Source organism: Kitasatospora mediocidica KCTC 9733 (assembly GCF_000744225.1).
GTDB classification, from domain to species: domain Bacteria; phylum Actinomycetota; class Actinomycetes; order Streptomycetales; family Streptomycetaceae; genus Kitasatospora; species Kitasatospora mediocidica.
In genome coordinates this window covers 462,208-489,180 of record NZ_JQLN01000001.1, presented here as the reverse complement: position 1 = coordinate 489,180, position 26,973 = coordinate 462,208, and the positions used below count along the sequence as shown (strand labels likewise).

Below are 26,973 nucleotides of genomic sequence, written 5' to 3'. Positions count from 1 at the left end.
CACAAATGGGTACCCCCCACATCCGCGGCGCGGCCAGAGTTGCCTTGACCGGCCTCGCGTCGCTGTCCCTGGTAACCGGTGCCATGCTCGCCGCCGCCGCACCCCAGGCAGTGGCCGCGCCGGTTGCGCACCCCACGCAGGTCAGCAGCACCGTCACCGACCCCTACAGCCCCGCGTTCGGCCACCCGTACCGGCACGGGGCGATGCCGACCATCCAGCAGAACGCCAAGATGAAGTCGTGGGCCGCCAGCCAGGCGACGCCGAACGTGGCGACCGGGACGGAGACGCTCTCGTACGGCGGCGGTGTCGACGGCATCGGCGTCCAGAGTGGCCACTCCAAGGTCTACCTGGTGTTCTACGGCAACCAGTGGGGATCGCAGAGCACCGACAGCAACGGGAACGCGAAGTTCTCGGGTGACGCGGACGGCGCGGCAGGCGCGGCGCAGCAGATGTTCAAGGGCATCGGCACCAACAACGAGCTGTGGTCGGCCGACCTGACCCAGTGGTGCGACGGCCCGAACGTGGCAACCGGCGCGACCAGCTGCCCCTCCAACGCCAACTTCGTGCCGTACCAGGCCGGTGGCGTGCTGTCCGGCGTGTGGTACGACAACGCGGCCGCCTCGCCGGCCACCGCCTCGGGCCACCAGCTCGGCCAGGAGGCCGTCAACGCGGCCGCCCACTTCGGCAACACCACGGCTGCCGCGAACCGGGACGCGTACTACGTGATCCTCTCGCCGCACGGCACCAACCCGGACAGCTACCAGGGCCAGTACTGCGCCTGGCACGACTACAACGGTGACAGCACGCTCACCGGCGGCGCCGTGACCTCGCCCTACGGCGATGTCGCGTTCAGCAACCAGCCGTACAACATGGACTCCGGTGCGGGCTGTGGTGTCGGGTTCGTCAACTCGCCCGGAACCCTCGACGGTTGGACGATGACGCTCGGCCACGAGTGGCACGAGATGATGTCGGACCAGAACCCGGCCGGCGGCTGGACCAACAACACCGGCAGCTCGTTCAACGGCCAGGAGAACTCCGACGAGTGCGCCTGGCTGTCGCCGGGCACCGCCGGCGGCGCGGCCAACATCTCGTTCGGCAGCTTCGGCACCTACTCCGAGCAGGCCAGCTGGTCCAACGACACCAACGCGTGCGCCATCTCGCACCCGATCGTCGGCGGCGGCGGCCAGGGCAACACCGTCACGGTCAACAACCCGGGCAGCCAGAGCGGCACCGTCGGTACCGCGGTCTCGCTCCAGGTCAGCGCCAGTGACTCGGCCTCCGGCCAGACCCTGACCTACTCGGCCACCGGTCTGCCCACGGGCCTGTCGATCAGCTCCTCGGGCCTGATCAGCGGGACCCCGAGTGCGGCCGGCACCTTCAGCACGACGGTCAAGGCCACCGACACCACCGGCGCCTCCGGCAGCACCTCGTTCAGCTGGACCGTCAGCGGCTCGGGCGGTGGCGGCAGCGCCATCGTCAACGGTGGCTTCGAGACCGGCAGCCTGAGCAGCTGGACCGCGACCGGCCAGGCCTCGGCCTCCGCCGCGGCCGCCCACAGCGGCAGCTACGGTGCGATGGTCGGTTCGGCCAACCCGAGCACCACCTCCTCGGTGAGCCAGACCTTCACCGCGCCGGCCGGCTCCAGCAAGGTGTCCTTCTCCTACGACGTGACCTGCAACGACACCGTCACGTACGACTGGGCGACCGCCACCCTCAAGGACAACACCACCGGCACCACCGCCACGGTGCTGGCCAAGACCTGCACCCTGGGTGCCGGTTGGAAGACCGCCAGCGGCACGCTGACCGCCGGCCACAGCTACACCCTCACGCTCACCAACAAGGACGACAACTACCCCGGTGACCCGACCTACACCTACTACGACGACGTGACCACCTCCTGATCCCTGATCAGTGAACTGTGGGGGCGGGCCACTGGCCCGCCCCCACAGTTGTTCCTGGGCGCAGGTGCGGCGTCCGGCTTCCCAACCCTGCGCGAATCCGGCGAACGCTGACGATACGTGAGAAGCGCCCCTCGCATTTCTCCCGACTTGGGTGCTTCAGACGGGAAATACTGGCGAAACCTGATGACGACTCCGTAAAAAGTGGCTCCTTGTCATGTCCGGCGTATAGACGCGCCCCTGGCGGAATGGTTGGGTAACTGGCGGCAGCACGCACGCCGTTCACCCCCCCCTCACAACGGGAGAACCCCCCACCATGCGTATCCGCCCCTTCTCGTTCACCGCCCGGGCCCTGGCCGTCCTCGGCCTCGCCGCGCTCGGCGCGACCTCCTTCGCCACCGCCGGCCAGGCCTCCGCGGCCACCGCCGCCGCCCACCACGGCGTCAAGCCGATCCACCAGGGCATCCGGCCGCTGGCGTCGAGCAACACCCTCAAGGTCGGCTCCAGCGCCACCCAGGGCGTCGTCTCGCCCACGCCGAAGGTGTACCTGGTCTTCTGGGGCTCGCAGTGGTCCTCGGACCCGGCCGGCGTCGCGCCCGACATGCAGAACATGTTCAAGGGCCTGTACGGGAGCAAGGACACCTGGGGCACCATCCTCTCGCAGTACTGCGAGGGCGTCGCCAAGGGCACCAGCAACTGCGGCACCAAGGGCACCCACATCGTCCACCCGACCTCCACCCCGCTGGTCGGCACCTGGTTCGACAACGCGGCCGCCGCACCCTCCAGCGCCACCGCCGCCCAGCTGGCCGCCGAGGCCGTCAAGGCCGCCGCGCACTTCGGCAACACCACCCAGGCCCCCAACCTGAACGCCCAGTACGTCATCGTCTCCGCCACCGGCACCCACCCGGACGGCTTCCCCAGCAGCGGCTTCTGCGCCTGGCACGACTACACCGCCTCGTCGTACGGCAACCTCGCCTACACCAACCTGCCGTACGTCCCGGACACCGGTGTGGACGGCTGCACCACGCTGACCGACGGCCGGGCGCTGTCGGGCATCGAGTCCACCGAGACCCACGAGTACGCCGAGACGGTGACCGACACCTGGCCCAGCATCGGCTGGAACGGCGGCGGCGGTGAGATCGGCGACGAGTGCGAGAACATGGACGCCTTCGTCGCGCTCAGCACCGGCAGCTTCGACCTCCAGGGCCTGTGGTCCAACAGCGCCGCCAAGTGCGTGACGCACGGCTGACGTCGCTGCTTGAGCCCGTCGCGGCGCGGGCAGCCTGAGAGTGCGTCAGGACTGCCCGCGCCGCTGCCCGTCCGCCCGTCGTCGACACGAATCGCAGGGACTGCCATGCACAGCGCACCCGACCTCGACCGGTCACGGCGGCGGATCCTGGTCGTCGACGACGAACCCGACCTGGTCGAGGTGCTGTGCGCCGCCGTGGACTACGAGGGCTGGGAGGCCCGCGCGGCGACCACCGGCCCGGCCGCCGTCGCCGCGGCCGCCGCCTGGCGCCCGCACGCGGTGGTCCTGGACGTCATGCTGCCCGAGTTCGACGGGGTCGAGGTGCTGCGGCGCATCCAGTGCGAGCAGCCCGAGGTGCGGGTGCTCTTCCTCACCGCGCGGGACGCGGTGGAGGAGCGGATCGCCGGGCTCGCCGCCGGCGGCGACGACTACGTCACCAAGCCGTTCAGCCTCGGCGAGGTGATGGCCCGGCTGCACAGTCTGCTGCGCCGGGCCGACTCCGCCGCCGTCGCTCCGGCCGGGCCGCGCGAGGGGGCCCTGGTGGTGGGCGGTCTGGTGCTGGACGACCAGGCCCGCGAGGTGACCCGGGACGGCCGGCCGATCGAGCTGAGCCCCACCGAGTACGCCCTGCTGCGCTACCTGATGCAGCATCCGCGGCAGGTGCTGAGCAAGGCGGAGATCCTGAACGCCGTCTGGTCCTACGACTTCGGCGGCCAGGCACACGTGGTGGAGCTCTACATCAGCTACCTGCGCAAGAAGGTCGACCACGGCTGCCCGCCGGTGATCCACACCGTGCGGGGCGCCGGCTACGTGCTGAGAGTGCCGCATTGAGGCGCCCGGTGCGCTGCCTGGTACGGCGTCGCCCGGTGCGGTGCCGCCCGGTGCCCCGCACGCTGCGGGCCCGGCTGATCGCCGGCATGCTCACCCTGCTGGTCCTCACCTGCGCCGGGGTGGGTCTGACCACCACCGACACGCTGCGCCACTTCCTGAGCGTCCGGCTCGACCAGCAACTGTCCGACACCGGTGGCCGCTACGCCGCCAGCCTGGAGCGCCGCGGCGGCGCGACCCCGGACGGCACGACCGTGACCTCCGATCCGATGGACGACAGCGACGACAGTGACGACAGCGGTGACAGCAGTGACACCCGGGCGCAGGCGCCCGGCACCTTCGGCGCCCGCCTCAAGAACGGCGTGGTCATCAACGCCGGTGTGGTGGACGGCGATGCCGACGACGCCGCGGTGGAGGCCGGCGACATGGCCGCCGACACCGACGACCTGGTCAAGCTGACGGCCCGGGACCGGCAGGCGCTGGCCGCGCTCGCGGTCGGCGGACCGCCCGCCGACGTCGCGCTCTCCACGCTGCACCACTACCGGCTGCACGCGATCACCGGCCAGGACGGCGACGTGCTGGTCGTCGGACTGCCGCTGCGCCCGGTGGAGGACACCGTGCACCGGCTGATCACCGTCGAACTGCTGGTGTTCGGCGTGGCGCTGGCCGTGACCGGCGTCGCCGGAGCGCTCTGGATCCGCTGGTCGCTGCGCCCGCTCGGCCGGGTGGTCGCCACCGCCGAGCGGGTCAGTGCCCTGCCGCTGTCCAACGGCGCGGTGGCGCTCTCGGTCCGCGCCCCGGACGACGACCCGCGGACCGAGGTGGGCCGGGTCGGCAACGCCCTCAACCGGATGCTCGGCCACCTGGAGGACGCGCTGGCCGAGCGCCAGGCCGTGGAGGAACGGCTGCGCGCCTTCACCGCGGACGCCAGCCACGAGTTGCGCACCCCGCTGGCGAGCGTCCGCGGGCACACCGAGCTCGCGTTGCGCCACCGCGGCCCGGTCCCGCCCGCCGTCCGGCACTCGCTGACCCGGATCGACGCCGAGTCGCGGCGGATGGGCCTGCTGGTGGAGGACCTGCTCCTGCTGGCCCGGCTGGACGCCGGACGCCCGCTGGCGCTCGGCGAGGTCGACCTCACCCGGATCGCGCTGGACTGCACCGCCGACGCCCGCGCGGCGGGGCCGGAGCACCGGTGGTGCCTGGTCCTGCCCGAGCGGCCGGTCCTGGTCAGTGGCGACGGCGACCGGCTGCGCCAGGTGGTGGGCAACCTGCTGACGAACGCCCGCACCCACACGCCGCAGGGCACCGAGGTGACCCTGCGGCTGGCCGCCGCGCGCGGCGTGCGACTGACGGTCACCGACACCGGGCCCGGCATCGGCCTCCAGCCGCCGGAACGCGCCTTCGAACGCTTCGTCCGCGGCGACGAGGCCCGTTCCCGCAGCTCGGGCACCACCGGCCTCGGCCTCGCCATCGTGCACACCGTCGTCGAGGCGCACGGCGGCACCCTCACGGTCGCCAGCCGCCCGGGGCGCACGGAGTTCACCGTGCTGCTGCCCCCTGGCCGAGGGCTGTCAGACCCGGTCTAAACGGGAACCGGCTCCACCGGCGGTGCGGCCAGCAGGCGTTCGGCGATGGCCCGGGCCCGGCGGGCCGCGCCGCCGCCGCGGGTGCGCATGGCGGTGACGGTGGCGCCGTCCATCAGCAGCATGAACTGCTCGGCCAGCGCCCGGTGGTCGGGGTGGCCCTGCTCCTCGATCAGGCGGTCGAGGAGGGCGGTCACCTTGTTCTTGTGCTCGTTCGCCAGGCGGAAGATCTCGCCGTGCGGGTCGGAGGCCTCGGCCATGGCGTTGATGAAGGCGCAGCCGCGGAAGTTCTCGGACTCGGCGGACTCCGCGAGGGCGTCGAAGACGGCGAGCGGTCCGCCGCCGTGGGCGGTCACCGTCTCCTCCAGCCAGGCGTGCCAGTGGGCGTCGCGTCGCTTCAGGACGGCGTAGACCAGCTCGTCCTTGCCGGCGAAGTGCCGGTAGAAGGAGGCGCGTCCGACGCCGGTGACGGCCAGCAGCCGCTCCACGCCGACGGCGCGGATGCCCTCCTCGTAGAAGAGCTCTTCGGCCCCCTGGAGGAGGCGTTCTCGTGCGTCTGTCGGCATGTGGTCAGTGTACGGTACCTTGACGTTATTCGGAACCGATCGGTACCGTTCTGCTGGGAGTCAATTCGATGAGTCGCTATGCACATCTGGCCTATACCGACAGCGTCCGCCACGTGCAGGAGGAGCAGGGCAGCGCACGGGCGGTGGGCCGCGCGCTGGCCGGGCCCGCCGACGAACCCGACCTGCTGGGGGAGGCCGAGCGGGGCTTCATCGCCTCCCGTGACGGGTTCTACCTGGGCAGCGTGAGCGAGACCGGCTGGCCGTACATCCAGTACCGCGGCGGGCCGCAGGGCTTCGTGCACGTGCTCGACGAGCGCACGCTCGCCTTCGCCGACGTCCGCGGGAACCGGCAGTACATCACCGTCGGCAACGTGCGCGAGGACCGGCGGGTGGCGCTGTTCTTCATGGACTACGCACGCCAGGCGCGGTTGAAGATCCTCGGTCGCGCGGAGGTCAAGTCCGCGGAGGAGTACCCCGCTCTCGCCCGGCGGCTGGAGGAGGTGCGCACGGACGGGCGCGTGGAGCGCCTGCTGGAGATCCGGGTGGAGGGCCTCGCCTGGAACTGCCACCAGCACATCACCCCGCGCTACACCGCCGAAGAGGTCGACCAGGCCACCCTGCCGCTGCGCCGACGGCTGGCCGAGCTGGAGGAGGAGAACGCCCGCCTGCGGGCTCGCCTCGACCACTGACCGTCGTCAACTTCGCGCGCCGTGGATCTGCTTGACCCGATTCGGTACCGACCGGTACCGTCTCCTGAGAAGGATCGTGAGAGAACAGGATTCGGATGAGCGACACCGACACCACCTCCCCGGGGCGCGGCTGGCGCGCACGCACCGCCCTGCTGACGCTCGGCGCCTTCGCGGTGGGTACCGACGGATTCGTCATCGTCGGCCTGCTCCCCGACATCACGAAATCGCTGAAGATCAGCACGGCCGAAGCCGGCCAGCTGGTCAGCGTGTTCACGCTCGCGTACGCCATCCTGTCGCCGGTCCTGGCCACCGTCACCAGCAAGTGGTCCCGGCGCCGGGTCCTGGTGACCGCGCTCGTGCTGCTCGGGTTAGGCAATGCGATCACCGCGCTGGCGCAGCCCTACGGCCTGATCCTCGCCTCCCGCGTCCTCGCCGGCTCCGGCGCGGCGATGTTCGCGGCCAACGCCGTCGCGACGGCCGCGACGCTGGCCGGCCCCAAGCGACGCGGCAGCGCCATCGCCATGGTCACCGCCGGCTCGACGCTGGCCCTCGTGCTGGGCGCCCCGCTGGGCACGTTCATCGGGAGCGCCTGGGGCTGGCAGGCGGCGATCTGGTTCGTCACCGCCGTGGCGGGTCTGGTCGCGGTGGCCATCGCCACCCTGTTGCCGAAGATCAGGCTCGACCAGAGCATCACCCTGCGCCAGCGCCTGGCGCCGCTCACCGACCGGCGCGTGCTGAAGGTCCTGGTCGTCACGGTGCTGGCCTTCGTCGCGATCTTCCTGCCGTTCACCTACATGAGCGCCGTCTTCGCCCCTGCCATCGGCGGTCATCAGGGCCGACTCGCCGTGCTGCTCCTGGTGTTCGGCATCGCCGCCACCGGCGGGAACCTGATGTCCGGCACGCTGGCCGACCGGCGCGACCCGCGGCTCATCGTCATGGGTGCCACCACCGGGATCGCCGTGGTCGTCCTGCTGATGCTCACGGTCCGGGGCGAGTTCGCCCTCGTGGCCGTGCTGCAGGCGCTCAGCGGTGTGGTGTCCTTCTCGGTCATCGGACCGCAGCAGCACCGCATCATCGGGTACGCGCCCGAAGGCGGCGCGCCTCTGGTGACCTCGCTCAACACCTCCAGCGCCTATCTGGGACAGTTCCTGTCCAGCGTCATCGGCGCCTCGTTGCTCGCCACCGCCGGTTCCGCCGCCTACCTGCTGCCGGTCTCCGCCGGCTTCGCGCTGGTCGCGGCCACGCTCACCTGGTGGTCCAAGCGGTCCTCGAACCGGCAGGAGGCACAGGACGTCCGGGAGGCCGACGCGGTGGCCGTACCGGTGAAGTGAACCCCCAGGTCCGCCCGGACCGCGCTCGGGGGCAACGCCACTCAGGGGGAACCATGTTCAGCACGCAACCGCAGCATGTCGACGTCGACGGGGTGTCCGTCGGCTACTACGCCGAGGGTCAGGGCCCGGAGGTCGTCCTCCTGCATGGCGCGAGCGGGCACCCGGAGACCAGCTTTCCGCACCTGCTCGACGAGCTGCTGAAGACCCGCAGGGTGATCGTGCCCGGCTATTCGGGGAGCAGCCTCACGCCGCTCCCCGAAGGGGAGTTGGACGTCGACCGGTTGGCCGACCAGATTCTCGCGGTGGTGCGGGAGACCGCGCGCGGCCCGGTGGACGTGATCGGCTTCTCCACCGGCGCGGTCGTCGCCGCCGCTGCGGCGGCCCAGGAGCCCGGGCTCGTGCGCCGGCTGGTCCTCTGCGGAGGATTCGCCCACTACGGCCATCCGTGGCAGCGCATGTTCACCCGCACCTGGCAGCGGCTCGCGGAGGTGGACGCCAACACCTTCGCCGAGTTCACCCTCCTGCACGCGGTCTCGGACCGTTACCTGGACACGCTCACCCCGCGCGAGCGGCTGATGCTGCGGGCCGGACTGCTGCCCTCGCCCGGCATGGTCGCGCTGGTCGACCTGATCGGCCGGCTGGACGTCAGCGACAGCCTGGCGAAGATCGAGGCCGCCACGCTCGTCATCGGCAACCGGCTGGACCAGCTGGTCCAGCCCAGGTACGCCCGGGAGTTCCAGGAGGCCATCCCGGGCAGCGAGTTCGTCGAACTCGACGCCGGCCACCTGGCGGTCCTGGAGAAGCCGGAGGAACTGCTCCGGCTCGTCGAGGAGTTCCTGCAGCGGCCCCCGGTGCGCTGAACCGGAGGCCGCTGGGCTTGCACGTCGCCGTTCTGGTGCCTCAGCGCACCGGCAGGACGGCGGTGCCCTCCTGGCGGACGGCCTGCAGCTTCTGCGGGTTGAGGCCGAGCAGGGACAGGATGGTCGGGGCGATCTGGGTGGTGTGGACGGTGGCGCCGTCCCGCACCCGGTCGGGCGTGCCCGCACCGGAGACCACCAGCGGCACGTCCAGGTCGTCGGCGTGCGCCCCGCCGTGCTCGGCGATCTTCTTGGTGCCGCCGGTGTAGACCACGCCCTGCTGGCCGATCCCGAAGAGGTCGGGCACCCGGGCGTCGCCGGGGGCCACACCGAAGTAGCGGGCCGCGTCGGCGCCCGCGTACACCTTCGTCAGGCCGCCGGCGGTGAACGCCTTCGGCTTGGCGTTGATGTCGGTGCCGGTGCCGTTCTGCGCGAGCAGGTAGCTCTTGGCGAAGTCGGTCGCGGCCTTGGAGCGGTCCGAGAGCCAGATCAACATGCCGTCGTCGTCCACGGCGTGCGCGACCAGGTCCGCGGTGCCCGGGTGGAGCTTCTTCCAGGCGGCGTTCAGGCCGTCGAGCAGCGGGCCGTCGTCGACGCGGGTGAGCGCGGACGGGTCGGTGGGGGACTGGCCGTGCTTGGCGGAGAGGATCACCGTGGTGCTGTCCTGGAGGTGCTGCTTGCGCAACTCGGCGGTGAGCTCGCCGATCTGGGTGTTCACGTAGTCCAGGTTCCGCTGCAGCAGCGGGCCGGGCACGTTCGGCGCGGTGTAGCCGCCGGCCAGGCCCTCGGAGGCGGGCAGCTTCTCGGCGGTCGACACCGACTGGAAGTTGAGGCCGAAGATCGCGGGCGTGCCGACCTTCTGGGTGCGGCTGTGGTCGTAGCCGTCGATCTCGTTGAGGACGGCCTGCACCTTGTAGGTGTCGTACTGCTCGGTGGCCTTGTTGTCGGTGGTCCAGTCGTTGCCCGCGGGGTAGCCGAGCGCGTCGGAGTTGATCTCCGGGGTGAAGAGGTCCTGGATGCCGGTGCCCGAGGGCCCGTCGAGGATCTCGTACGCGGCGTGCTTGTCGGACCAGGCGGTGCGCAGACCGGCCTGCCGGGCCACCTCGAAGATGGTGTTCACCTGGAGGTAGGAGTGCGGGTAGACCGGCTTGCAGGTGGCCGGGTCGACCGGCAGCGTGGCCGGGTTGAGCAGCTTGGTGGGGTCGCCGGTCATCGACAGGATGCTCGCCGGGAGGTTCGCCAGGCCCTGGCCGGCGTCGATGGAGGCCTTGTTGAGGTCGAGGTCCTCGGTGAGGTCCACCTCCACGCCGGGCTTGACGCCCTTGCAACTGGTGGTGCCGGCCGGGAGCAGCGCGGCGTTGTAGGTGTCGTCGTAGTAGATGCCGCTGGTGCCCGGGCCGCCGCCGGTGGCCTGCGCAACCATCCCGGGGAAGCTGTCGGAGGGCGTGGTGGTCTTCGCCCCGGTGTACTCCACCCCGCCACGCACCAGGCGGGCCAGCGCCGACTGCGGGTGCTGGGCGATGTACCAGGCCAGGTCGGACTGGTGCATCCCGTCGACCGAGATCAGCAGGACGTGCTTGGCGGCGGCGTGGCCCGCGGCCGGAGCGGCGTAGGCCGGGGCGAGGCACGCCCCGCCGAGCAGCCCGGCCATACCGAGGACGGCGGCCGGACGAAGGGAACGACGGGTCACAGGGCTCTCCAGGGAACTCACGTGCGGTGGCAAGGTTCTGTGTTCGGGTCATGAGTAGCGGGCTGGGGTGGCCCGGGGGCAGCGGGCGGGTGAACTCCTGGCGGGTAACCAGGCGATGAGTGGCCCACGCGGTGCGTTGCAGGGCCGTGGGGCGAACGGTCGGTGAACACTGGTGCAGACCTCTCGTGCCGGTCCCGGCAGGGCGTCAGGATCTGCGCTGACCCGTGCGGCGCATCGGCACGGGACGTCTAACGGAGGGACAGACATGCCTCGTCGCCGTATCGCGACAGCAGCCGCTCTGGCGGTGACCACGCTCGCCGCGCTCACTGCCACCGCCGGCCCCGCCCTGGCCGCCGGCCAGGGCGACGGCTGGGACTGGGGGCACCACCAGCACGGTGTGCTCGGCTACACCGTCGGCACGCCCGTGGTCGACAAGGTCAAGGGCGGTCCCTGGACCCTCGCGCAGGGCGACCCGACGCAGGGTGCCTCGTACAGCAACAGCCTGCCGGTCTACTCGGGCGGCGGCAGCGGCACGGTCACCGTCGGCGGCGTGACCTACCCCAACCTGGCCGTCGACCCGTCCGGCACCGGCGCGGTCCCGGCCGCCAGCGGCGTCACCGGCACCCCCGGCCCGCTCACGGGCTACTGCTCCAGCGGCGGCGCCACCCCCGAGACCGGTACGGTGGTCCGCCAGCCCAAGGGCAGCACGCTGCCGATGCAGCCCTACTACTTCCCGTTCGTGACCAGCGACGACGGCGGCGACACGCTGTCGGGCCTGTTCGACTACCGTCCCAAGGACGGTGACGAGGCGGTGGTCGCCGCCACCTCCACCGACCACGGCAAGACCTGGAAGTACGCGGGCGAGGCACTGGAGCAGAACGCCGGCCTGTGCCCGAACGGCAACACCAACGACGACGGCCAGGGCCACGCGTTCGTCCTGAAGGTCCCGAACTACGCGGGCACCGGCCACTCCGGCCAGGTGCTCTACACGCTCTCGCGCCCCTCCGGCGACGCACTGGGCACCAACCTGATCGTCCACCACCTGACCCCCAAGGACGGCAACCAGCTGGCCGGCCTGCCCGCCGCCGAGCCGGTCGGCCAGGGCGGCAGCACCACCGCCACCGCGCCCGTCACCGTCCCGGCCGGACCGGGCGGCGCCGGCGTCACCATCGCCGCCGCCAACACCGCGAACTTCGAGCAGCCGGGCCACTTCACGGTCGACGGCGTCACGGTCGACTGCAACGACGCCACCGCCACCGCGACGGCCTTCACCGGCTGCACCACGCGTACGGCGGGCGGCGTCACCGTCGCCGCGGGCGACGCGATCACCGCGGACGCGCTGATCCCGGCGACCGCGCAGCAGACCTCCGGCCTGATCGCGCCCGACGGCATCATCAGCACCATCCCGCACTACCAGGGCGCGCCCAAGGGCAGCGTCGCGGTGCTCTACACCGAGAAGATCCTCAACTACTTCACGCCGACCACCACCACGGCCGCGGTCACCCTGCCGGCCGCGACCCTCCCGGTGGCGGACAGCACCGCGCTGAAGCCGGCCGGCGGCTCGGTCACCGTCAGCCTCGGCACGGCGGCCGGCATCGTCCAGGTCACCTGCACCGGCGCCGACGCCACCCACCTCACCGGCTGCACCGGCGGCACCGGCACGGTGGCCAAGGGCAGCAGCGTCGGCGCGCCCGGCGCGGCGGTCACCCCGTACGCGCAGCTGGCGGCGATCGGCGAGGGCAAGAACAAGCCCAAGTCGCTGTACGGCAACAACGAGGACTACACCGTGGTCCGCGCCGCCTACACCACCGACGGCCTGCACTTCACCGACCTCGGCCAGGTCAGCGGCCTCGGCGACCCGACCAGCACCAGCGACTCCGTGCTGCGCTGGATCGGCTCGCGCGGCACCGTCATCACCAACCCCGACGGCAGCTACGGCCTTTTCCTGTCCGGCGCGTACGCCTCGGACGGCGACAGCGACGCCTTCAACCAGATCTTCTACGCCTCCTCCAAGGACGGGAAGAACTGGTCTGCCCCGCAGAAGCTGATCGGCACCGACTACTCCTTCTCGGCGCTGGCCCAGCAGGCCGCGACCGGCGGCGCCCTGGGCGTCTCGGGCTACTACGCGGGCCGGGTCTACGACCCGACCGTGGTGCAGAACGACAACGGCAGCCTGACGATGCTCTTCGCCGGCTACTCCACCCCCAAGCCGCTGCCCGGCACCGGCGCCGTCTACGGCACCAACCCGGCCGCGCCGTACACCGTCCCGGCGGCCCAGCCCGCCGAGTACCGCACCATTCTCAGCGTCACGCTGCGCCCGCACTGGACGCGTTGATCCGCTGACGCGCTGACCCGGCGCGGTGGGACGGCAGCCGCCGCCCCACCGCGCCGTGCGCTTACCCTGGCAGGGTGATCACTCCTCCCGCCGTCCCCGCGCGCGTGGCGACCCCCGCCGACGTGGACGCGATCGTCGCCGCCCTGACCACCGCGTTCTTCGACGACCCGCTGTGGGGACCGGCCTTCCCCGACGTCGGGCGGCGCGCCGAGCAGGCGGCGGCGATGTGGCGGCTCTTCGCCACCTCCGCGCTGCGCTACCCGTGGATGCTGGTGACCGAGAAGGTCGAGGCCGCGGCGCTGTGGATCCCGCCGGGCGGCATCGAGTTGTCGCCCGAGGAGGCCGACGGCTTCGAGGACTACCTGGTCGACGCCGCGGGCCCGAGCACCGCCGCCGGGGTCCTGGAGATCCTGGAGCGGCTGGAGGCGCACTACCCGAGCGAGCCGCACTTCTTCCTGAGCCTGCTCGCCACCCACAGCGACCACCGCGGGCACGGCCTCGGGATGGGCCTGCTGCGGGAGAGCCTGGCGCGGATCGACGCCCTCGGCGCGCCCGCCTACCTGGAGTCCTGCAACCCCGCCAACAACGCGCGCTACGCCGCCGTCGGCTTCACCCCGAGCGGCACGGTCACCGTCCCGTCCGGTCACGTGGTGACGACCATGTGGCGTCCGGCGCGCTCCTGACGCCGCCAGGCGGCCGGGGCATCCACCGGGCCCGGTACAGGCTCGTCCCCTCGATCCGCCGGCTGCCGTCGGGCCGGTGGAAGCTGACGGTCGAGGTGCACCACGGGCACGGGTTGTCGGTGCTCGGGACCACCGTCAGGACCTGCCCGGTGACCGGGTCGTCGCCGACGCTCTTGACCCCCCGCAGGTCGATCTCCCGCTGCCCGGCGTAGCCGACGAAGGCGTCCTCGGAGACGGAGTACTGGAACACCCGGCGACCGGTGGCGACCCACAGCCGGTCGTGGTCCTGGGCCACCGGCGTCAGGTCGTGGCCGCCGGGGTCGGGCAGGTGCACGACGCGCACGACGGACAACTGCGGGGCGGCCGGGGTGCCGCCGACGGCCAGCCCGACGAGCCGTTCGCTGCCCAGCGCCCAGAGCAGGTGGTGGACGGCGTCCCAGTACAGGCCGTGCGCGCCGACCAGGTCGAGCTGGACGTTCCGGGTCGCCCGGGGGCCCTGGGAGGCGGCGTAGAGGCGGATGTACCCGCCCTCGCTGGCGGCGATCGCGACATTGCCGTCCGGCAGGAGCTCGATGGCGTGCAGGTTCCCGTCGGCCGTGGTGGCCCAGGCGGCACCGCCGGCCGGATAGGGCAGCACCGCGGCCAGCCCCTCCGAGGCACAGCAGAGCACCCATTGCCGGCCCCGCAGGAAGCGGTACTTCGCGTCGCTGACCAGCTGCCAACTGCGCGCGGGGTCCAGCGCGCCGAGGCCGGTGTCGTCGAGCGCCGACCACGACCACAGCGCCACCCGCGCCGCCGCCCGCCGCTGCGCGGCGCCGCCCTGCCACCACGACGGGTCGTTCGGATCCAGCAGCAGCACCCGGTCACTGGCCTGGTCCGCCGCCAGCAGCAGGCTCAGGGTCGGCACCACACCCCCGCCCGACGCGGCGGCCGGCCCGGCCCCGACGCCCAGCGTCCCGGCGGCCGCCGCCGCGAGCCCGAGCACCGCACGCCGAGAGGTGGTGGTGGTGGCGGCGCGCGCGCTGAGCGCTGAGGAAGACGGCACCGGTCCAGCATCCCCGGCCCGGGCCCGAACGGTGCGCCACGACACACCGTCGTGGGACCGGGCCGGCCGCCCAGTGCACGGTGCCGCCCGCCGCGCTCACCGAGCGCTCCAACTCCTCCAGGTGCCGGTCCAGATGGCCGCGCAGGACGCGGACGCCAGGCGGTGGTCTCCCGGATGCCCGGCGGGTTCGGCTCAGCCCACGACGGCCGCCGTGGTGGCCAGCAACTCGGGGAGCGAGCCGGTGAAGTCCGGGAGCAGCTGGAGGGCGACCGCGAACGCCTCCGGGTCGGTCCCCAGGTGCTCGTCCAGCAGTCGCGTCGCCTCCCGTACGGGCGGCCGCCAGCGGGTGACCTGGCGATGGCGCCCGAGGTCGGCGGCGGCGAGGTACTCCAGCACGGCGGGGGCCGGGTAGGCCTCCCGCAGGACGTCGGCGGTGGTCAGCCGGCCCGCGTCCAGGGCCGCGGGCAGCCAGGTCAGACCGATCGAACGCGGCCACGTCAGCTCGGTGCGCAACGCGGCCAGCAGCAGGACGCGCGGACAGTCCGGTCGGGCGGCGAGCCCGGCCAGCAGCTCGGCGCCGAGTGGTTCCTCCTGGTGGGCCCGGGTCAGCTCCGGCCACGGCAACGCGGTGCCCTCGGCGGCCAGGTAGCGGACCAGATCGGCGACCGCGGCGACGGCCTTGCGACGCAGCAGCGCCACCAGCCGCTCCGGCTCCTCCTCGGCGGCCAGCCGGGCGCGCAGCACCGCGAGCCCGTCCGGCGCGCTGAGCGCCTTGCGCACGGTGCGGCTGGTGCCGCCGGCCAGCGGATGCCGCTCCACGACGCGGCCGGGGAACTCCGTTTCGTCCAGCAGGGCTTCGACCTCCTGCGGCCCGTGCCGCTCCCACAGCCGGAGCACGGCGCGCAGCCGGCCCGCCTCGGTGTGCAGCTGGCAGCGGGCGAGGGTGGCCCTCAGCACCTGCGGGTCGCCGGAGAAGTGACCGGCGGTCAGCCAGTGGCGGCGGTGGGTGGCCTTGACCGCCGCCAGGTCGGCCAGCAGCTCGGGGTGGACCGGGACCGTGCCGCCGCGGCGGCCCTGGCCGGCCAGGATCCGTACCCGTTCCTCCTGGTCGATCGTGCAGTAGCGGTAGAGCTTGGCGTTGACCTCGGGGTCGTCCAGGTCCAGCAGCTGCGTCAGCGCCTCGGCGGGCAACGCACGGTGGGAGGCCTGGGCGAGGTGCGCCGCCCGGCCGTGCACGGCCGTGATCCGGTCGCGGAGCCGGCCCGGGCAGGGCCCGAAGACCAGCAGCTGCTGGATCGTGCGGGCGTCGAGGTACGGGACCAGGGCCTCCTGGACGTCCGGCTCGGCGTAGCGGAACAGCAGCTGGAAGATCCACCGCGCGCCGTCCGGCTCGCGGGAGGGGAACGTGGCGTCGAGCGCGCGCGGCCAGGACCGTGCCTTGGCGCCACCGGGCGCGGTGCGGGCGGCGGCCACCAACTCCTCGGCCGGGCCCTGGAACTTGCCGACCAGGCGGTAGAGGGATATCCAGGCCGCCGGGTCGGCGCCCAGCGGCGCGAGCAGCCCCGCGACCGCCGCGCGGGTGGCGTCGCCGGCCACCGCGGCCTGCGGCAGGCTCTCCAGCGCGAGCTGCGCGGGCCGCACCTCGCGCAGCATCCACTCGACGGGCAGCCAGCCCGCCTCGATGCCGGCCCGCAGGGCCTGGTGCAGGCGGTAGGCGGGCAGGTCGAGCGCGACGTCCGCCGGGAGGTCCGTGCCCAGCAGGACGGGCAGCGGCAGCGGGCCGGTGCCGCGCGCCAGCGTCCCGGACGGATCGGAGCGGAAGCCCTCCACCGCGAGGTCCGGCGGGCAGTCGGGGAACCGGTTGAGCGTCATGATCGCATCGGCGGAGAGCGGCCGGCGGCGGTGCTCCATCCAGACCTGCGCCCAGTCGGGTCGCACCGTGAGGTCCGGACGGCGCCCGGAGCGGTGGCGCACCGCGAAGAGCAGTTCGTCGGTCGCCGACAGGTCGCCGCGCAGCAGGGCGGCCGGCTCCGGCGCGGCCGCCGCCCGGCGCAGCAGTGCGGCGAGCCCCGGATGCCCCAACTCGTCCCACTGCTCGACGAGATCGGCCAGCGACGCGAGCTGCGCCCGGCCGCCGTGGTCGAGCACGGCCCGGCAGGACACCTCGACCATCGCCGGCGGCAGCAACTCGCCGTGCCGCTGCAGGGCGTGGGCGACCAGCTCGGGGAAGGGCGCCCGCAGGGCGGGCGCCAGGACGTTGTCGCCGTCCGGTCCGAGCAGCTGCTCGACCAGCCCGCCCGGCGCGCGCCAGCCCGGATCGGCCGGATCGGCGCCGGCCAGCACGGCGGCCCGGATGTCGGGCGAACTGTCCGCCCACCGGCGCGCCTTGTAGAGCGCCTGCCCCACCACGGGATCGCCCAGCCGGGCCAGCCCCAGGTGTGCCGCACGCATCCCGGGCGCGCCGTAGTAGCCCTTGGCCAGCGCGACCTGGAGCCCGCGGTCCCCGGAGGCGATCACCGCGTCCGTCAGCCCGCGCGGCAGCGCCTGCCCGTGCTCCAGCAGCTCGCTCGTGCCCGCGCGCAGCCGCTCCAGCAGCTCGCGGATCACCGACGGCTGCGCCAGCCGGTACGCGGCCGCGATCGCGGCGCGCTCGACGTCTCCCACCTGTGTTCTCCTCACCTGCCTTGACCTGCAAGGAATCTAGCGCCCGGGTACGACAACCGGGCCGCCGGGCCGAAGGTCCCGACCGGCAGGGGAGGAGGGCTCGCCGTTCAGTCGCCGTAGAGGCTCGCCCCCTCGCCGGCCGCCGCGCGGACCAGGATCTCGGCCAGCTCGACGGGGGCGGAGAACATCGGGTAGTGGCCGGTCGCCATCTCGAAGAAGGTCACCCCCGGCTCGGCGAGCTTGGCGAACCTGGGGGCGCCGGTGGCGTGCAGGGCCCGGGCCACCTCCAGGCTGAGGCCGTTCTCCAGGCAGAACACACCCGTGGTGGGCAGCCCGGACCAGGCGCCGGTCAGCTCGGCGGGGTCGGTGAGGGTCGCGCCCGGGTGCGGGGCGCCCAGGCGCTGGTAGCGCTCCCGCTGCGCGTCCGGGAACCCGGTCAGTTCGCTCGGCACCGGGACCACACCGTCCTCGATCCTGGTGGCGAGGCCCGCGCCCACCAGGCTCGTCACCACCGACTCGCCGTCCTCCGGGATGCCGGTGTCCACGAACACCACCCGCCCGACCAGCTCGGGTCGCCGGTCGGCGGCGGTGAGCGCGGGGAAGATCCCGTAGCTGTGCGCCACCAGCACCACCCCCGGCCCGTGCGCGTCGAGCAGCGCCACCACCTGCGCGGCATGCTCGGCGAGCCCGATACGCCCACCGGCCCCCCGCTCCGCGCCGTCCCGTCCCTCCAACCCCGCGAGCGTCACCGGCACCGCCCGGTGCCCGCGCGCCACCAGCTCGGCGGCCACCGCCTCCCAGGCCCACCCGCCCATGCAGAGACCGGGGACCAGCAGGAACGTCGTCATGATTGACCTCTTTCTCGCAAGCATTGCCGTGCTGCCGGACGAACCGTAGAACCTCCCCCAGGGGCAGGTTCCAGCCGGACATCTGGCTACCGTCGGCGCATGACTGACTACGAGACGGAAGTCCGCTCCTTGGACGGCACCGTTCTGTTCGGCACGGTCACCCCTGCCCCAACTCCTCCGGCAGCCTTGGCAGTCCTCGCCCACGGGGCCGGAGTCACCCGCGAGGAGGGGGGCTTCTTCACTCGGCTCGCGGCCTCCCTGGCCGCCGTCGGCATCACGTGTCTGCGGTTCGACCTGCGTGCGCATGGTGCGAGTGGAGGCCGCTTCTCGGACGTCACCATCGCCGGAGTGGCCAACGACGTCCGGGCCGCATCCGATCACCTGGCGGAGATCACCGGGCAGCCGGGGCCGGTGCACGTCATCGCGGCCTCGTTCTCGGGAGGTGCCGCCGCCCTGCACGCGGGTCGCCGCACCACGACGGCGTCAGCTGGGCGTTTGGCCTCGCGAAGGCAGATCCCGGACTGCACCATGAGCCGCTCCCGCGTGTAGCCGTCACCGAGCGGCCCCGTGCAACTCGGCGGACCGGGTGGCACGGTGGCCTTATCGAGCGCCGCGTGCGCCCGGTCCAGAACCCGAGCGATCTCGTCCACGCTTGCGCCGGTCATCGCCATGCCCCGGGCCTCCTGCTGGATTGTTTCGGCGCGCGGCCGGGGTGGCAGCATCCACGGACCAGCGATCGCGGCCCTGGCCAGATCGGGCATCCGGACCGGGTCGTCGTGGCCCAGCGCCTGCGCCTGGCGGAGCAACACGTAGGCGTGCATCGCCCCATCGCCGGTGACGGTGGCCCACTCCTTCGACCGGCCGTACCAGTAGGAGGTGGTCTGCTCGGGTGATCCTGCGTCGCGGTGCAACCATGCGGTGCGCTCCGCTGCTCGGGCGCCCAGGGCGAGGAGTTCGCTGCGGATGGCCGGTTTGGCATCGCGGGCGGCGGTGGGCGTCGCGGGCGGCGGCGGTCAGGTGGTCCAAAGCCGCGAGATCGAGCATCGGGGCGGCGGCGGCCAACATGCCGCCCGTGAAGGTGCGTCGGAGCATGGTGTCCTCGGTGACCAGGTTCATGAACGGGTCGATGCCGGTTCGTGGTTCGGTGCGGCTGAACACCTTCGCGTGGTGGTCGTCGTAGGCGGCCAGGTAGGCCAGGGCGCTGTCAACGGACAGCGGGCCGTCCGGGTGAGCGGACATCTCAGATCCTTGTGCGCGGACAGTTCACCTCCCTGCCCGGTACGACTATTCGTCCCTCGGATGGGGGTGTGTGAGCGTTGGGGGATATAGCGTCGCGGTCATGGGACCGCTGACTGACATCACCACCGACCAGGCGCCGGCTGACCCGGCCGCCACCGACGACATGCTGGCCACCCAGCCCATTGGCTACTGGAGTGGCCTCGCCCACGAAGCCGTCACCCGGCATCTGCGTGACGCTATGGCCAGGATCGACGTCACGCAGCCGCAGTACTGGGTGCTCAACCGGGTAAACGGCGCCCCCGCGGCGCCGAGTCGCGAGGAGGTCGTCATCCAGCTGACGCCCCTCGCGGACGGGCCGCATGAGATCGCTCGTGTCATCGACCAGCTGTTCCACCGCGGCTGGCTCCGGAGCGACGCCGGGCAGCGCCTGCAGCTTACCGATGCCGGGGAGGCTGCCAGGGTGCGGCTGCGCGAGCTGGTGACCGAGCTGCGCGCCGTGGTCCACGAGGGCATCAGCGATGAAGAGTACGTGGCCGCGCTCAAGGTGCTGCGCAGGATGGTCGCCAACGTCGAGGAGGCCGGGGAATCCTAGGTTCTGTCTCTTTGGTCACGGTGTCCAGGTGCAGCCCGGTCTCTCGGGCGATGCGCGCGTTGGAGCGTCCGCGCGCCGCGTGCAGGACGATCTGCGCACGTAGGCGCATCCGGTGCTCGGTCTTGTGGCCGTAGGCCAGCTTCTTCAGTCGTTCGCGTTCCGCGAGGGTCAGGGTTATCGGGCGGGCCGGGGCAACAGGCATGTAGTGGGGGCCGATCGACACAGGTGGATCACGACAGGCAGTAGCCTGCCGTGCCCGGCTCCGGGGCCATGTGACCAAGAGCTGGACATCAACGTCGCCGTTGATCGAACCTGGGTGTGGAAGGACGAGGACTCCTTAGCGGACAAGATCGGCCACCCGTCCTACTGGACCGCCGAGGAAGCCGAACAGATCCGTGGTGAAGGGATCCGCGTCGTGAAGCAGGTCGAGGCTGGCGCGTTTCCGTTTGACGGCAGCTGGTGTGACTTTCAGCCCTCGCTTTCCTGGTCTTCGCCCCAACTACCGCCTCGGCCCATGCCTGTAGGCCGGTGAAGCCTGCGTCCCCTGAGCCTGCGGCTACGCTCGGCGTACCGAGGAGAGGACCAGCCGGTGGACGACCAGGACGAGCCCTTGGAGAAGTGGGCAGCCCGGTGGGAGAGGCGGCTCCGTCCGGTCGGACAGCTGCGCGTGGTCGCTCTGGACGGCACCGTGCGGGCCGCGCACGTCAACCCCGGAGCCCCGCGCCTCATCCAGGAGTGGGACGGCGTCCAGTGGGTTCCGGTCACTGTCGCCGACGACTACGCCGCCGCTCAGCGCCATGTCAACGGCATCATCGGCGATGGGGTGATGCGGGACATGCTGCCTGCCCCGGCCCCGCGCAAGGCCGCCGGTCGCCACCGCAGAGCCTGACCACGGCATTGCGCGGGCGGACCGGGGCTGTCGCCGTCGTCCCGGTCCACGCCGTCGGCCGAGTGCCCTTGCCGTCCGCCGGACGGGTGGTGTGGCGCGGGGTGCTGTTGCGGCGTGCGGGTGGGGTTGGGGGGTGTCGCCTTTCATGTGAGTGCGTCGCGGCGGTGGGACCGGCGGGCGTGGGCGGCCCGGGGTGGGTCGGCCGGCTGGGAGGAGAGGCGGGCAAGACGTGGTGCACCGGGAGCGTCGTCGTTGCGGGGGAGTGCTGATCCGCGGGCTGGCCAGGGCCGCGCTGGGGGTGGCGGTGCTGACTGCGGCCGCGTTGCCCGCGCAGGCGGCGGGGCCGCGGGCGTTGCCGCCGGGGACGCAGTTCACGCCGCTGGTGACGTCGGTGATCACCGAGCCGGCGCCGTTCAGGGCCTCCGACGGCAGGGTTCACGTGTCCTACGAGCTGTTCACGACGAACGCGCTCGGCAGCCGGACGCCGGTGCGGCTGGACCGGGTCGAGGTCCAGGACGCGCAGACCGGGCAGGTGGTGGGGTCACTGAGCGGGGACGCACTCGCCGCGGCGGCGAACCCGGTCGGCGATCCGATCCCGGGGGAGGGGACGGACGGGCCGAAGCGGCAGGAACGGCAGGATGCCACGGCCGGGACGGTGCTGGCCGGGTCCGAGCAGTGGGTGGTCTGGCTGGACCTGGTGCTCGACCCCGCCGCGAGCGTGCCCACCGCGCTGGAGCACCACCTCACCGGCGCGGTCCTGGCGCCCGCGGGCCCGGCGCCGTTCGAGGAGACGGTCGGCCGTGTGCCGCTCTCCTCGCGGGCCCCGCTCCGCCTGGAGCCGCCGGTGCAGCCGGGTGCCTGGTACGCGAGCGAGAGCTGCTGCGGCAACACCCACCACCGGCGCGGGCTGGCGCCGATCAACGGGCGGCTGGACGTGCCGCAGCGCTTCGCCGTCGACTGGTTCAAGGTCGGCGACCACGACCAGGTCTGGGAGGGCGATCCCGCCAGACTGGAAAGTTACCTGAGCTTCCGTCAGCCGGTGACCGCCGCGGCCCGCGCCAAGGTGGTCGAGGTGCAGGACGGCCTGGCGGACAACCCGCCGCCGGTCCCGCCCACCGTGCCGCCGATCCAGGACACCGTCGGCAACCACATCACGCTGGAGGTCGCGCCGGGGAGGTTCCTGCTCTACGCGCACCTTGAGCACGACTCCATCCAGGTGCGGGAGGGGGACTGTGTCGAGCCCGGGCAGGTGCTCGCGCTGATCGGCAACAGCGGCAACTCGACCACGCCGCACCTGCACTTCCAGGTGATGACGACCGCGGAGTTCTTCCCGACCGACAGCCCGCCTTACACGTTCGGGGCGTTCGACGTGGTCGGCCACGTCGCGCCGCGGATCTGGGACGACAACCTCGGTCTGCAGCCCACGGGCGTGCTGCCGGTCGACGACTCGCCGTTCGCCGGTCCGCACCGCGACGAGCTGCCGTTGGACCGGAACGTCATCGTCTTCTGACAGCGGAGAGCCGGGGCCGCACACGCGGCCGTCGCGGTGGCGACGGTCGCGCGGCCAGGTGCAGGCTGGACGGGGGAGCGACCGGACCGGGAGGCAGCCATGTTCGACACTGATGTCCTGGTGGTGGGCGCCGGCCCGGTGGGGCTGACGGCCGCCGCCGAGTTACGCCGCCGTGGCGTCGAGTGCCGCGTCGTCGACCGGCTGGCCGCCCCGCAGCTGTACGCCAAGGCCGTGGGCGTTCAGCCGAGGACGCTGGAGATCTGGGACGCCATGGGGCTGGCCCGCCAGGCGCTGGACGGTGCGCTGCTCCTGCGCGGGCAGCTGGTCTTCGTCGACGGCCGGCAGGTCTCGCGGCTGGAGCTGGAGCTGGAGCTGGCGCCCGACGTCCCGTACCGCTTCGCCGCGTTGCCGCAGTACGCGACCGAGCGGTTGCTGGCCGACTGCCTGGTGAGCCACGGCGGCGGGGTCGAGCGCGGCCGCGAGCTGGTCTCGCTCGACCAGGACGCGGACGGAGTGCGGGCCGTCATCCGCTCGCCCGAGGGGGTCGAGACGGTGCGCTGCCGCTACCTGGTCGGCTGCGACGGCGCGCACAGTGTGGTGCGCCGGGCGTTGGGCCTGAGCTTCGAGGGGGGCGCGTTCGACGAGCAGTACATGCTCGGCGATGTGGAGCTCGACTGGGACATGCCGCCCGGCTACGCCGTCCGCGCCACCCGCCGCGACCCCGTGGGCGGCCCCGACGACATCCTGGTCTGCATCCCGCTGCCGGGCCACGGGCGCTACCGGATGTCGATGCTGGTGCCGCCCGAGCTCGGCGTCGCCGAACACGGGGGTGCCGGGGGAACCGGGGTCCGGCACGGCCTGGACAGCGCCAACGCGCCCGAGCTGCACCAGCTCCAGGCCGTCCTCGACCGGCTCGCACCGCGGCCGGCCACCGCATCCGCGCTGCGCTGGTCCTCCGCCTTCCGGATCAGCCACCGCCTGGTGGACCGCTACCGGGTCGGCCGGGTCTTCGTCGCCGGGGACGCCGCCCACATCCACCCGCCGACCGGCGCGCAGGGCATGAACACCGGCATTCAGGACGCCTACAACCTCGCCTGGAAACTCGCCCTGGTGCTCCACCTGGTCGCTGACGAAAGCCTGCTCGACAGCTACCACGCCGAGCGTCACCCGGTCGGCGAGGAGGTGGTCGGGCGCACCGTGCGGCACGCGCGCGCCGGGATCGAGGCCGACCCCGGGTCCGTGCGGACGCTCCTGCGCCGCGAGGCGCAGCTGCTGGTGGGCTACCCGGACAGCCCCCTCAGCGAGCCGCCGGGCGAGGTACCGGCGGCGGGCCCGGCGCCGGGCGAGCGGGCGCCGGACTGCGGCGGTCTGCTGCGCGATCTCGCCGGGTACCGGATGCGGCTGTTCGACCTGCTGCGCGGCCCGCGGCACACCCTCCTGCTGTACGGCGGAGCCGATGCCAGGCCGGCCGTCCTGGACGACTGCGCGGCCGAGGCCGTGGCGGCGGCGCACGGTCTGCTGGACGTCTACGCGGTCCTGGCCCCGGGTGCCCGCCTGGACGGCCTGCGGATGCCCGTGGTCCACGACGCCGACGGCGCGTTCCGCGCGGGTTACGGCGCCCGCGACGGCGAGGCCTTCCTGGTCCGCCCGGACGGCTACCTGGGCGCCCGGCTGCTCCCGGCCGACGGCGGCGGGCCGGCCGAGCACCTGCGGCGGACCTTCACGGGACCTGAGCCCGATGACCGAGTGTCCTGAGTGGTGAGCACACCGTCCTGATGTGGACAAAGAGGAGTGGTCTACGCCACTATGGTCCGCACACGGAGGACCCCAGGACGCATCCCCAGCCGAGAACCGGCAGCGCCCGGATCTACCGCGGGCCGCGCACAGCACCGGCCCGCACGACGAGGAGGAGCGACCATGGCCGGCGGCCTTGCCCTGCGGACCCCGGCGGGAACCGCGCTCTACCTGCGCTGCTTCCCGTACGACAGCTGGCGGATGGCCCCCCATCTGCGCGCGCTGGAGGAGCACGCCGCCCGGCTCGGCCTGCCCGCCCCCGAGGTCTTCCTCGACAACGGCGTCTCCTCCCGGGCCGTGCGCCCCCAGCTGCGACAGCTGCTCGCCCGGGCCGCCGTGGGGCAGGTCGGCACGCTGCTGGTCCCCGGCCGTTGGGTCTTCTCGCTGGACGACCGGACGGCGGACGCCGTCACCGACTTCCTGCGCGCCGCCGGGACCGCGATCATCGAGCTGCCCGACCGCGGCCGGACCACCGGCCTCCCCGCCCCGCAGGCACTCCCCGACCCGCAGGCACTCCCCACCCCGCGCGCGGGCGCCGCGCCGCTGCTCGTCCAGTAGCCTGCCCGCTGCCACCCGCTCCTGGTGCTGCAACCGGTTCGGGGACGGCGGTGTTGAGGTAGGTGATGGACGAGATGCCCCCACCGATCACCGAGCTGCTGGCGACCGACCTGGACGACGGGTTCACCGAACTCGTCCGCACCCAGGCCGGCGCCGTCCGCGCGGTGCTGCTGCGGTTGTCGGGGTCCGCCCGGGAGGCCGACGACCTGGGACAGGACACCTTCCTGCGCGCCTACAGCGCGCTGCGCGACTACTCGCCGCAGCGGCGCCGGGAGCTCCAGCCCCGGGCCTGGCTGCTGACCATCGCCGCCAACGTGTGGCGCAACCACGTCCGTACGGCGGCCCGCCGGCCGGCGACGGCGGACGGGGTGCAGGTGAGCGACGTCGAGCCGGCGGATCGCGCGCCCGGGCCCGAGCAGCGGGCGCTGGACGGGACGCGGCGCGACCGGCTGGTGCTGGCGCTGGCCGACCTGCCGGAGCACCACCGGCTGCCGGTGGTGCTGCGGCACATCGGCGAGCTGAGCTACCAGGAGGTCGCGCAGATCCTGGACAGCCCGGTGGGCACGGTGAAGGCCCAGGTGTCGCGCGGGCTGGCGGCCCTGCGGGCGGCGCCGCAGCTGGCCGCCGACGCCGGCGGGTCCGGTACGTCCGGTCGGGGAGAGGGTCGGTACAGCGAGGAGGTGACGGGATGAACGGGTCGGACGAGGGCCGGCGGGTGAACGGGTCACCGCTGGGCCGCACGATGCCCGAGGCGTACGACGCGGGGCCGGCGACCGGGCTGGTCGCCGGGCTGGCGGAGCTGCGCGAGCCCGCGCCGGCCGGGTTCGCGGCCCTGATCCTGGAGCGCGCGGGCGTCCCCGCGCACCGCTACGACCGCTATCTGGCAGTGCCGAGCCCGGTCGGCGCGCTGTACGTGGCGCACGGGCGCGGCATGGTGACCGGGTCGGCGGCGGTGGAGTGGTTCGGGACGGCGGAGGAGTTCGAGACGGCGTACCGGACCAGGACCGGCCGGTCCGCGGTGGCGGTGACCAAGCCGCCGCCGGGGCTGCTGGGCGCGCTGCGCACCGGGCGGGACAGAGTGCTGCGCTACGAGTTCGGCCGGCTGGGCGCGACGCAGATCGCGGTGCTGGAGGCGGTCCGGGCCATCCCGTTCGGTCAGCTGCGGCCCGCGGCCTGGTTGCTCCGGGAGGTCGGCGGCGCGCTGACGCCCGAGGAGGTGTGGCGCGCGGTGCGGGCCAACCCGGCCCCGGCGCTGATCCCGACCCACCGGCTCAGCCTGCCCGACGGGACCCCGGCGGACTGCGGGCTGCCCACCGGCTTCGCCGAGCGGCTGCGGGAGCGCGAGGGCGTCGACGAGGAGCGCGTCGACCGCTTCGCGCGGGCCGGGGCCCGGTTCCTCGGCAGCGGGACCACCCGGATCTTCTGCTATCCGACCTGTGCGCACGCCCGCCGGATCACCGCCCGGCACGAGGTGCCGTTCGCCTCGGCGGACCAGGCCGGGGCGGCCGGCTTCCGGGCCTGCCTGAGCTGCCGCCCGGTGGCGGCCTGAAAGCTGTTCCACCCGCTCCGCACCCTCCGGCCCTCCCCGCCGTTCCACCCGAAAGAGACCGCAATGATCGACACCCTCCGCATCGCCCACGAGACCCGGATCGGGACCCTGGAGCTGATCGCCACCGAGACGCACCTCGTCCACTGCGCCTTCGCCCCCGCCCGGGCGGACGTGCTGGCGCGCGCGGGGCTGGCCGCACCGGCCACCGTCGCCTCGCACCCCGTGCTCGACCGGGCCGCCCGGCAGATCGACGGGTATCTGGCGGGCGATCTGCGGGAGTTCGCGCTGCCGCTGGACCTGCGGCTGGCCACCGCGTTCGGGCGCCAGGTGCTGGCGGCGCTCGACGGGGTCGGGTACGGACGCACCGCGACGTACGGCGAGTTGGCGCGGGCGATCGGCCGGCCGACGGCGGCCCGGGCGGTCGGCGCGCGGCTGGGCGCCAACCCGCTCTGCGTGGTCGTGCCCTGCCACCGGGTGGTCGGCTCGACCGGCTCGCTGACGGGCTACGCGGGCGGCACCGACGCCAAGCGCCTGCTGCTCGCGCTGGAGGGCCTGCCCGTCTGAGCACCGCAGCGT

23 protein-coding genes are annotated in these 26,973 nt (G+C 73.1%); 18 read left to right on the top strand and 5 right to left on the bottom strand.

The genetic code is table 11. The annotated features are described in order from the left end of the window. Positions 1–5 precede the first annotated feature (5 nt). The 4 genes from BS80_RS41485 to BS80_RS02215 all read left to right on the top strand — a co-directional run bounded on the left by BS80_RS41485 (position 6) and on the right by BS80_RS02215 (position 5,561). A complete protein-coding gene (locus BS80_RS41485; protein ID WP_063771866.1) occupies positions 6–1,901 on the top strand; it encodes a putative Ig domain-containing protein in 1,896 nt (631 codons plus the stop codon). Positions 1,902–2,214: 313 nt separating this feature from the next. Beyond that, positions 2,215–3,147: a hypothetical protein gene (locus tag BS80_RS02225; RefSeq protein WP_051965717.1), complete on the top strand. Its 933-nt coding sequence runs from the start codon at positions 2,215–2,217 to the stop codon at positions 3,145–3,147. 105 nt (positions 3,148–3,252) lie between these two features. Further along, positions 3,253–3,978: a response regulator transcription factor gene (locus BS80_RS02220; RefSeq protein ID WP_035791978.1), complete on the top strand. Its 726-nt coding sequence runs from the start codon at positions 3,253–3,255 to the stop codon at positions 3,976–3,978. An 86-nt stretch (positions 3,979–4,064) separates the two neighbouring features. Beyond that, complete coding sequence (locus tag BS80_RS02215; protein WP_051965933.1) at positions 4,065–5,561, top strand: sensor histidine kinase; 1,497 nt, start codon at positions 4,065–4,067, stop codon at positions 5,559–5,561. On the opposite strand, the gene BS80_RS02210 is transcribed toward BS80_RS02215, so the two are convergent. After that, positions 5,558–6,124, bottom strand: coding sequence for a TetR/AcrR family transcriptional regulator (locus BS80_RS02210; RefSeq protein ID WP_035791972.1), 567 nt, complete (start codon positions 6,122–6,124; stop codon positions 5,558–5,560). The two genes, BS80_RS02215 and BS80_RS02210, sit on opposite strands and share 4 nt — an antisense overlap. A gap of 68 nt (positions 6,125–6,192) precedes the next feature. Here BS80_RS02210 and BS80_RS02205 point away from each other — a divergent pair, with 68 nt between their 5' ends. From BS80_RS02205 to BS80_RS02195, 3 genes are all read left to right on the top strand, one after another. Further along, positions 6,193–6,813, top strand: a complete 621-nt coding sequence (locus tag BS80_RS02205) for a pyridoxamine 5'-phosphate oxidase family protein (RefSeq protein WP_035791968.1) — start codon at positions 6,193–6,195, stop codon at positions 6,811–6,813. 95 nt (positions 6,814–6,908) lie between these two features. Further along, positions 6,909–8,144 (top strand): MFS transporter, encoded by a 1,236-nt coding sequence (locus tag BS80_RS02200; RefSeq protein WP_035791966.1) that lies wholly within the window; start codon positions 6,909–6,911, stop codon positions 8,142–8,144. A 53-nt stretch (positions 8,145–8,197) separates the two neighbouring features. After that, positions 8,198–9,004: an alpha/beta fold hydrolase gene (locus BS80_RS02195; RefSeq protein ID WP_051965715.1), complete on the top strand. Its 807-nt coding sequence runs from the start codon at positions 8,198–8,200 to the stop codon at positions 9,002–9,004. A 40-nt stretch (positions 9,005–9,044) separates the two neighbouring features. Here the strand turns inward: BS80_RS02195 and BS80_RS02190 are convergent, their stop codons facing one another. Beyond that, a complete protein-coding gene (locus BS80_RS02190; protein WP_232246313.1) occupies positions 9,045–10,691 on the bottom strand; it encodes an alkaline phosphatase family protein in 1,647 nt (548 codons plus the stop codon). 265 nt (positions 10,692–10,956) lie between these two features. On the opposite strand from BS80_RS02190, the gene BS80_RS02185 reads away from it, so the two are divergent. Together BS80_RS02185 and BS80_RS02180 are read left to right on the top strand one after the other, a co-directional pair. Further along, positions 10,957–13,026, top strand: a complete 2,070-nt coding sequence (locus BS80_RS02185; protein ID WP_157535772.1) for a glycoside hydrolase family protein — start codon at positions 10,957–10,959, stop codon at positions 13,024–13,026. Between the two features lie 74 nt (positions 13,027–13,100). Then, positions 13,101–13,709, top strand: a complete 609-nt coding sequence (locus BS80_RS02180; RefSeq protein ID WP_232246312.1) for a GNAT family N-acetyltransferase — start codon at positions 13,101–13,103, stop codon at positions 13,707–13,709. Here the strand turns inward: BS80_RS02180 and BS80_RS02175 are convergent. From BS80_RS02175 to BS80_RS02165, 3 genes are all read right to left on the bottom strand, one after another. Beyond that, on the bottom strand, positions 13,654–14,754 hold the full coding sequence (locus tag BS80_RS02175; RefSeq protein ID WP_051965710.1) for a DUF6528 family protein: 1,101 nt from the start codon (positions 14,752–14,754) through the stop codon (positions 13,654–13,656). The genes BS80_RS02180 and BS80_RS02175 overlap by 56 nt on opposite strands. 192 nt (positions 14,755–14,946) lie before the next feature. Then, the gene (locus BS80_RS02170; RefSeq protein ID WP_035791960.1) at positions 14,947–17,418 is read right to left on the bottom strand and encodes a hypothetical protein; all 2,472 of its coding nucleotides are present in this window, start codon (positions 17,416–17,418) and stop codon (positions 14,947–14,949) included. Positions 17,419–17,525: 107 nt separating this feature from the next. Beyond that, a complete protein-coding gene (locus BS80_RS02165) occupies positions 17,526–18,266 on the bottom strand; it encodes an alpha/beta fold hydrolase (protein ID WP_035791957.1) in 741 nt (246 codons plus the stop codon). A gap of 99 nt (positions 18,267–18,365) precedes the next feature. On the opposite strand from BS80_RS02165, the gene BS80_RS38925 reads away from it, so the two are divergent. From BS80_RS38925 to BS80_RS02120, 9 genes are all read left to right on the top strand, one after another. Further along, positions 18,366–18,815 (top strand): alpha/beta hydrolase, encoded by a 450-nt coding sequence (locus BS80_RS38925; RefSeq protein WP_083974088.1) that lies wholly within the window; start codon positions 18,366–18,368, stop codon positions 18,813–18,815. 790 nt (positions 18,816–19,605) lie between these two features. After that, entirely contained in the window at positions 19,606–20,097 is a 492-nt protein-coding gene (locus BS80_RS02155) for a MarR family winged helix-turn-helix transcriptional regulator (RefSeq protein ID WP_035791955.1), read from the top strand. Positions 20,098–20,686: 589 nt separating this feature from the next. Next, positions 20,687–20,986: a DUF6087 family protein gene (locus BS80_RS02150; protein ID WP_035791953.1), complete on the top strand. Its 300-nt coding sequence runs from the start codon at positions 20,687–20,689 to the stop codon at positions 20,984–20,986. 229 nt (positions 20,987–21,215) lie between these two features. Then, the gene (locus BS80_RS02145; RefSeq protein ID WP_157535770.1) at positions 21,216–22,496 is read left to right on the top strand and encodes a M23 family metallopeptidase; all 1,281 of its coding nucleotides are present in this window, start codon (positions 21,216–21,218) and stop codon (positions 22,494–22,496) included. 99 nt (positions 22,497–22,595) lie between these two features. Continuing rightward, positions 22,596–24,251 (top strand): FAD-dependent monooxygenase, encoded by a 1,656-nt coding sequence (locus BS80_RS02140; protein ID WP_035791948.1) that lies wholly within the window; start codon positions 22,596–22,598, stop codon positions 24,249–24,251. A 162-nt stretch (positions 24,252–24,413) separates the two neighbouring features. Further along, a complete protein-coding gene (locus tag BS80_RS02135) occupies positions 24,414–24,848 on the top strand; it encodes a recombinase family protein (RefSeq protein WP_035791946.1) in 435 nt (144 codons plus the stop codon). A 74-nt stretch (positions 24,849–24,922) separates the two neighbouring features. After that, complete coding sequence (locus BS80_RS02130) at positions 24,923–25,540, top strand: RNA polymerase sigma factor (RefSeq protein WP_332262139.1); 618 nt, start codon at positions 24,923–24,925, stop codon at positions 25,538–25,540. Further along, positions 25,537–26,397 (top strand): Ada metal-binding domain-containing protein, encoded by an 861-nt coding sequence (locus tag BS80_RS43400; protein ID WP_269676086.1) that lies wholly within the window; start codon positions 25,537–25,539, stop codon positions 26,395–26,397. Before BS80_RS02130 ends, BS80_RS43400 begins: the two co-directional genes overlap by 4 nt. 63 nt (positions 26,398–26,460) lie before the next feature. Continuing rightward, a complete protein-coding gene (locus tag BS80_RS02120; RefSeq protein ID WP_035791941.1) occupies positions 26,461–26,961 on the top strand; it encodes a methylated-DNA--[protein]-cysteine S-methyltransferase in 501 nt (166 codons plus the stop codon). The last annotated feature ends 12 nt before the right edge of the window (positions 26,962–26,973 follow it).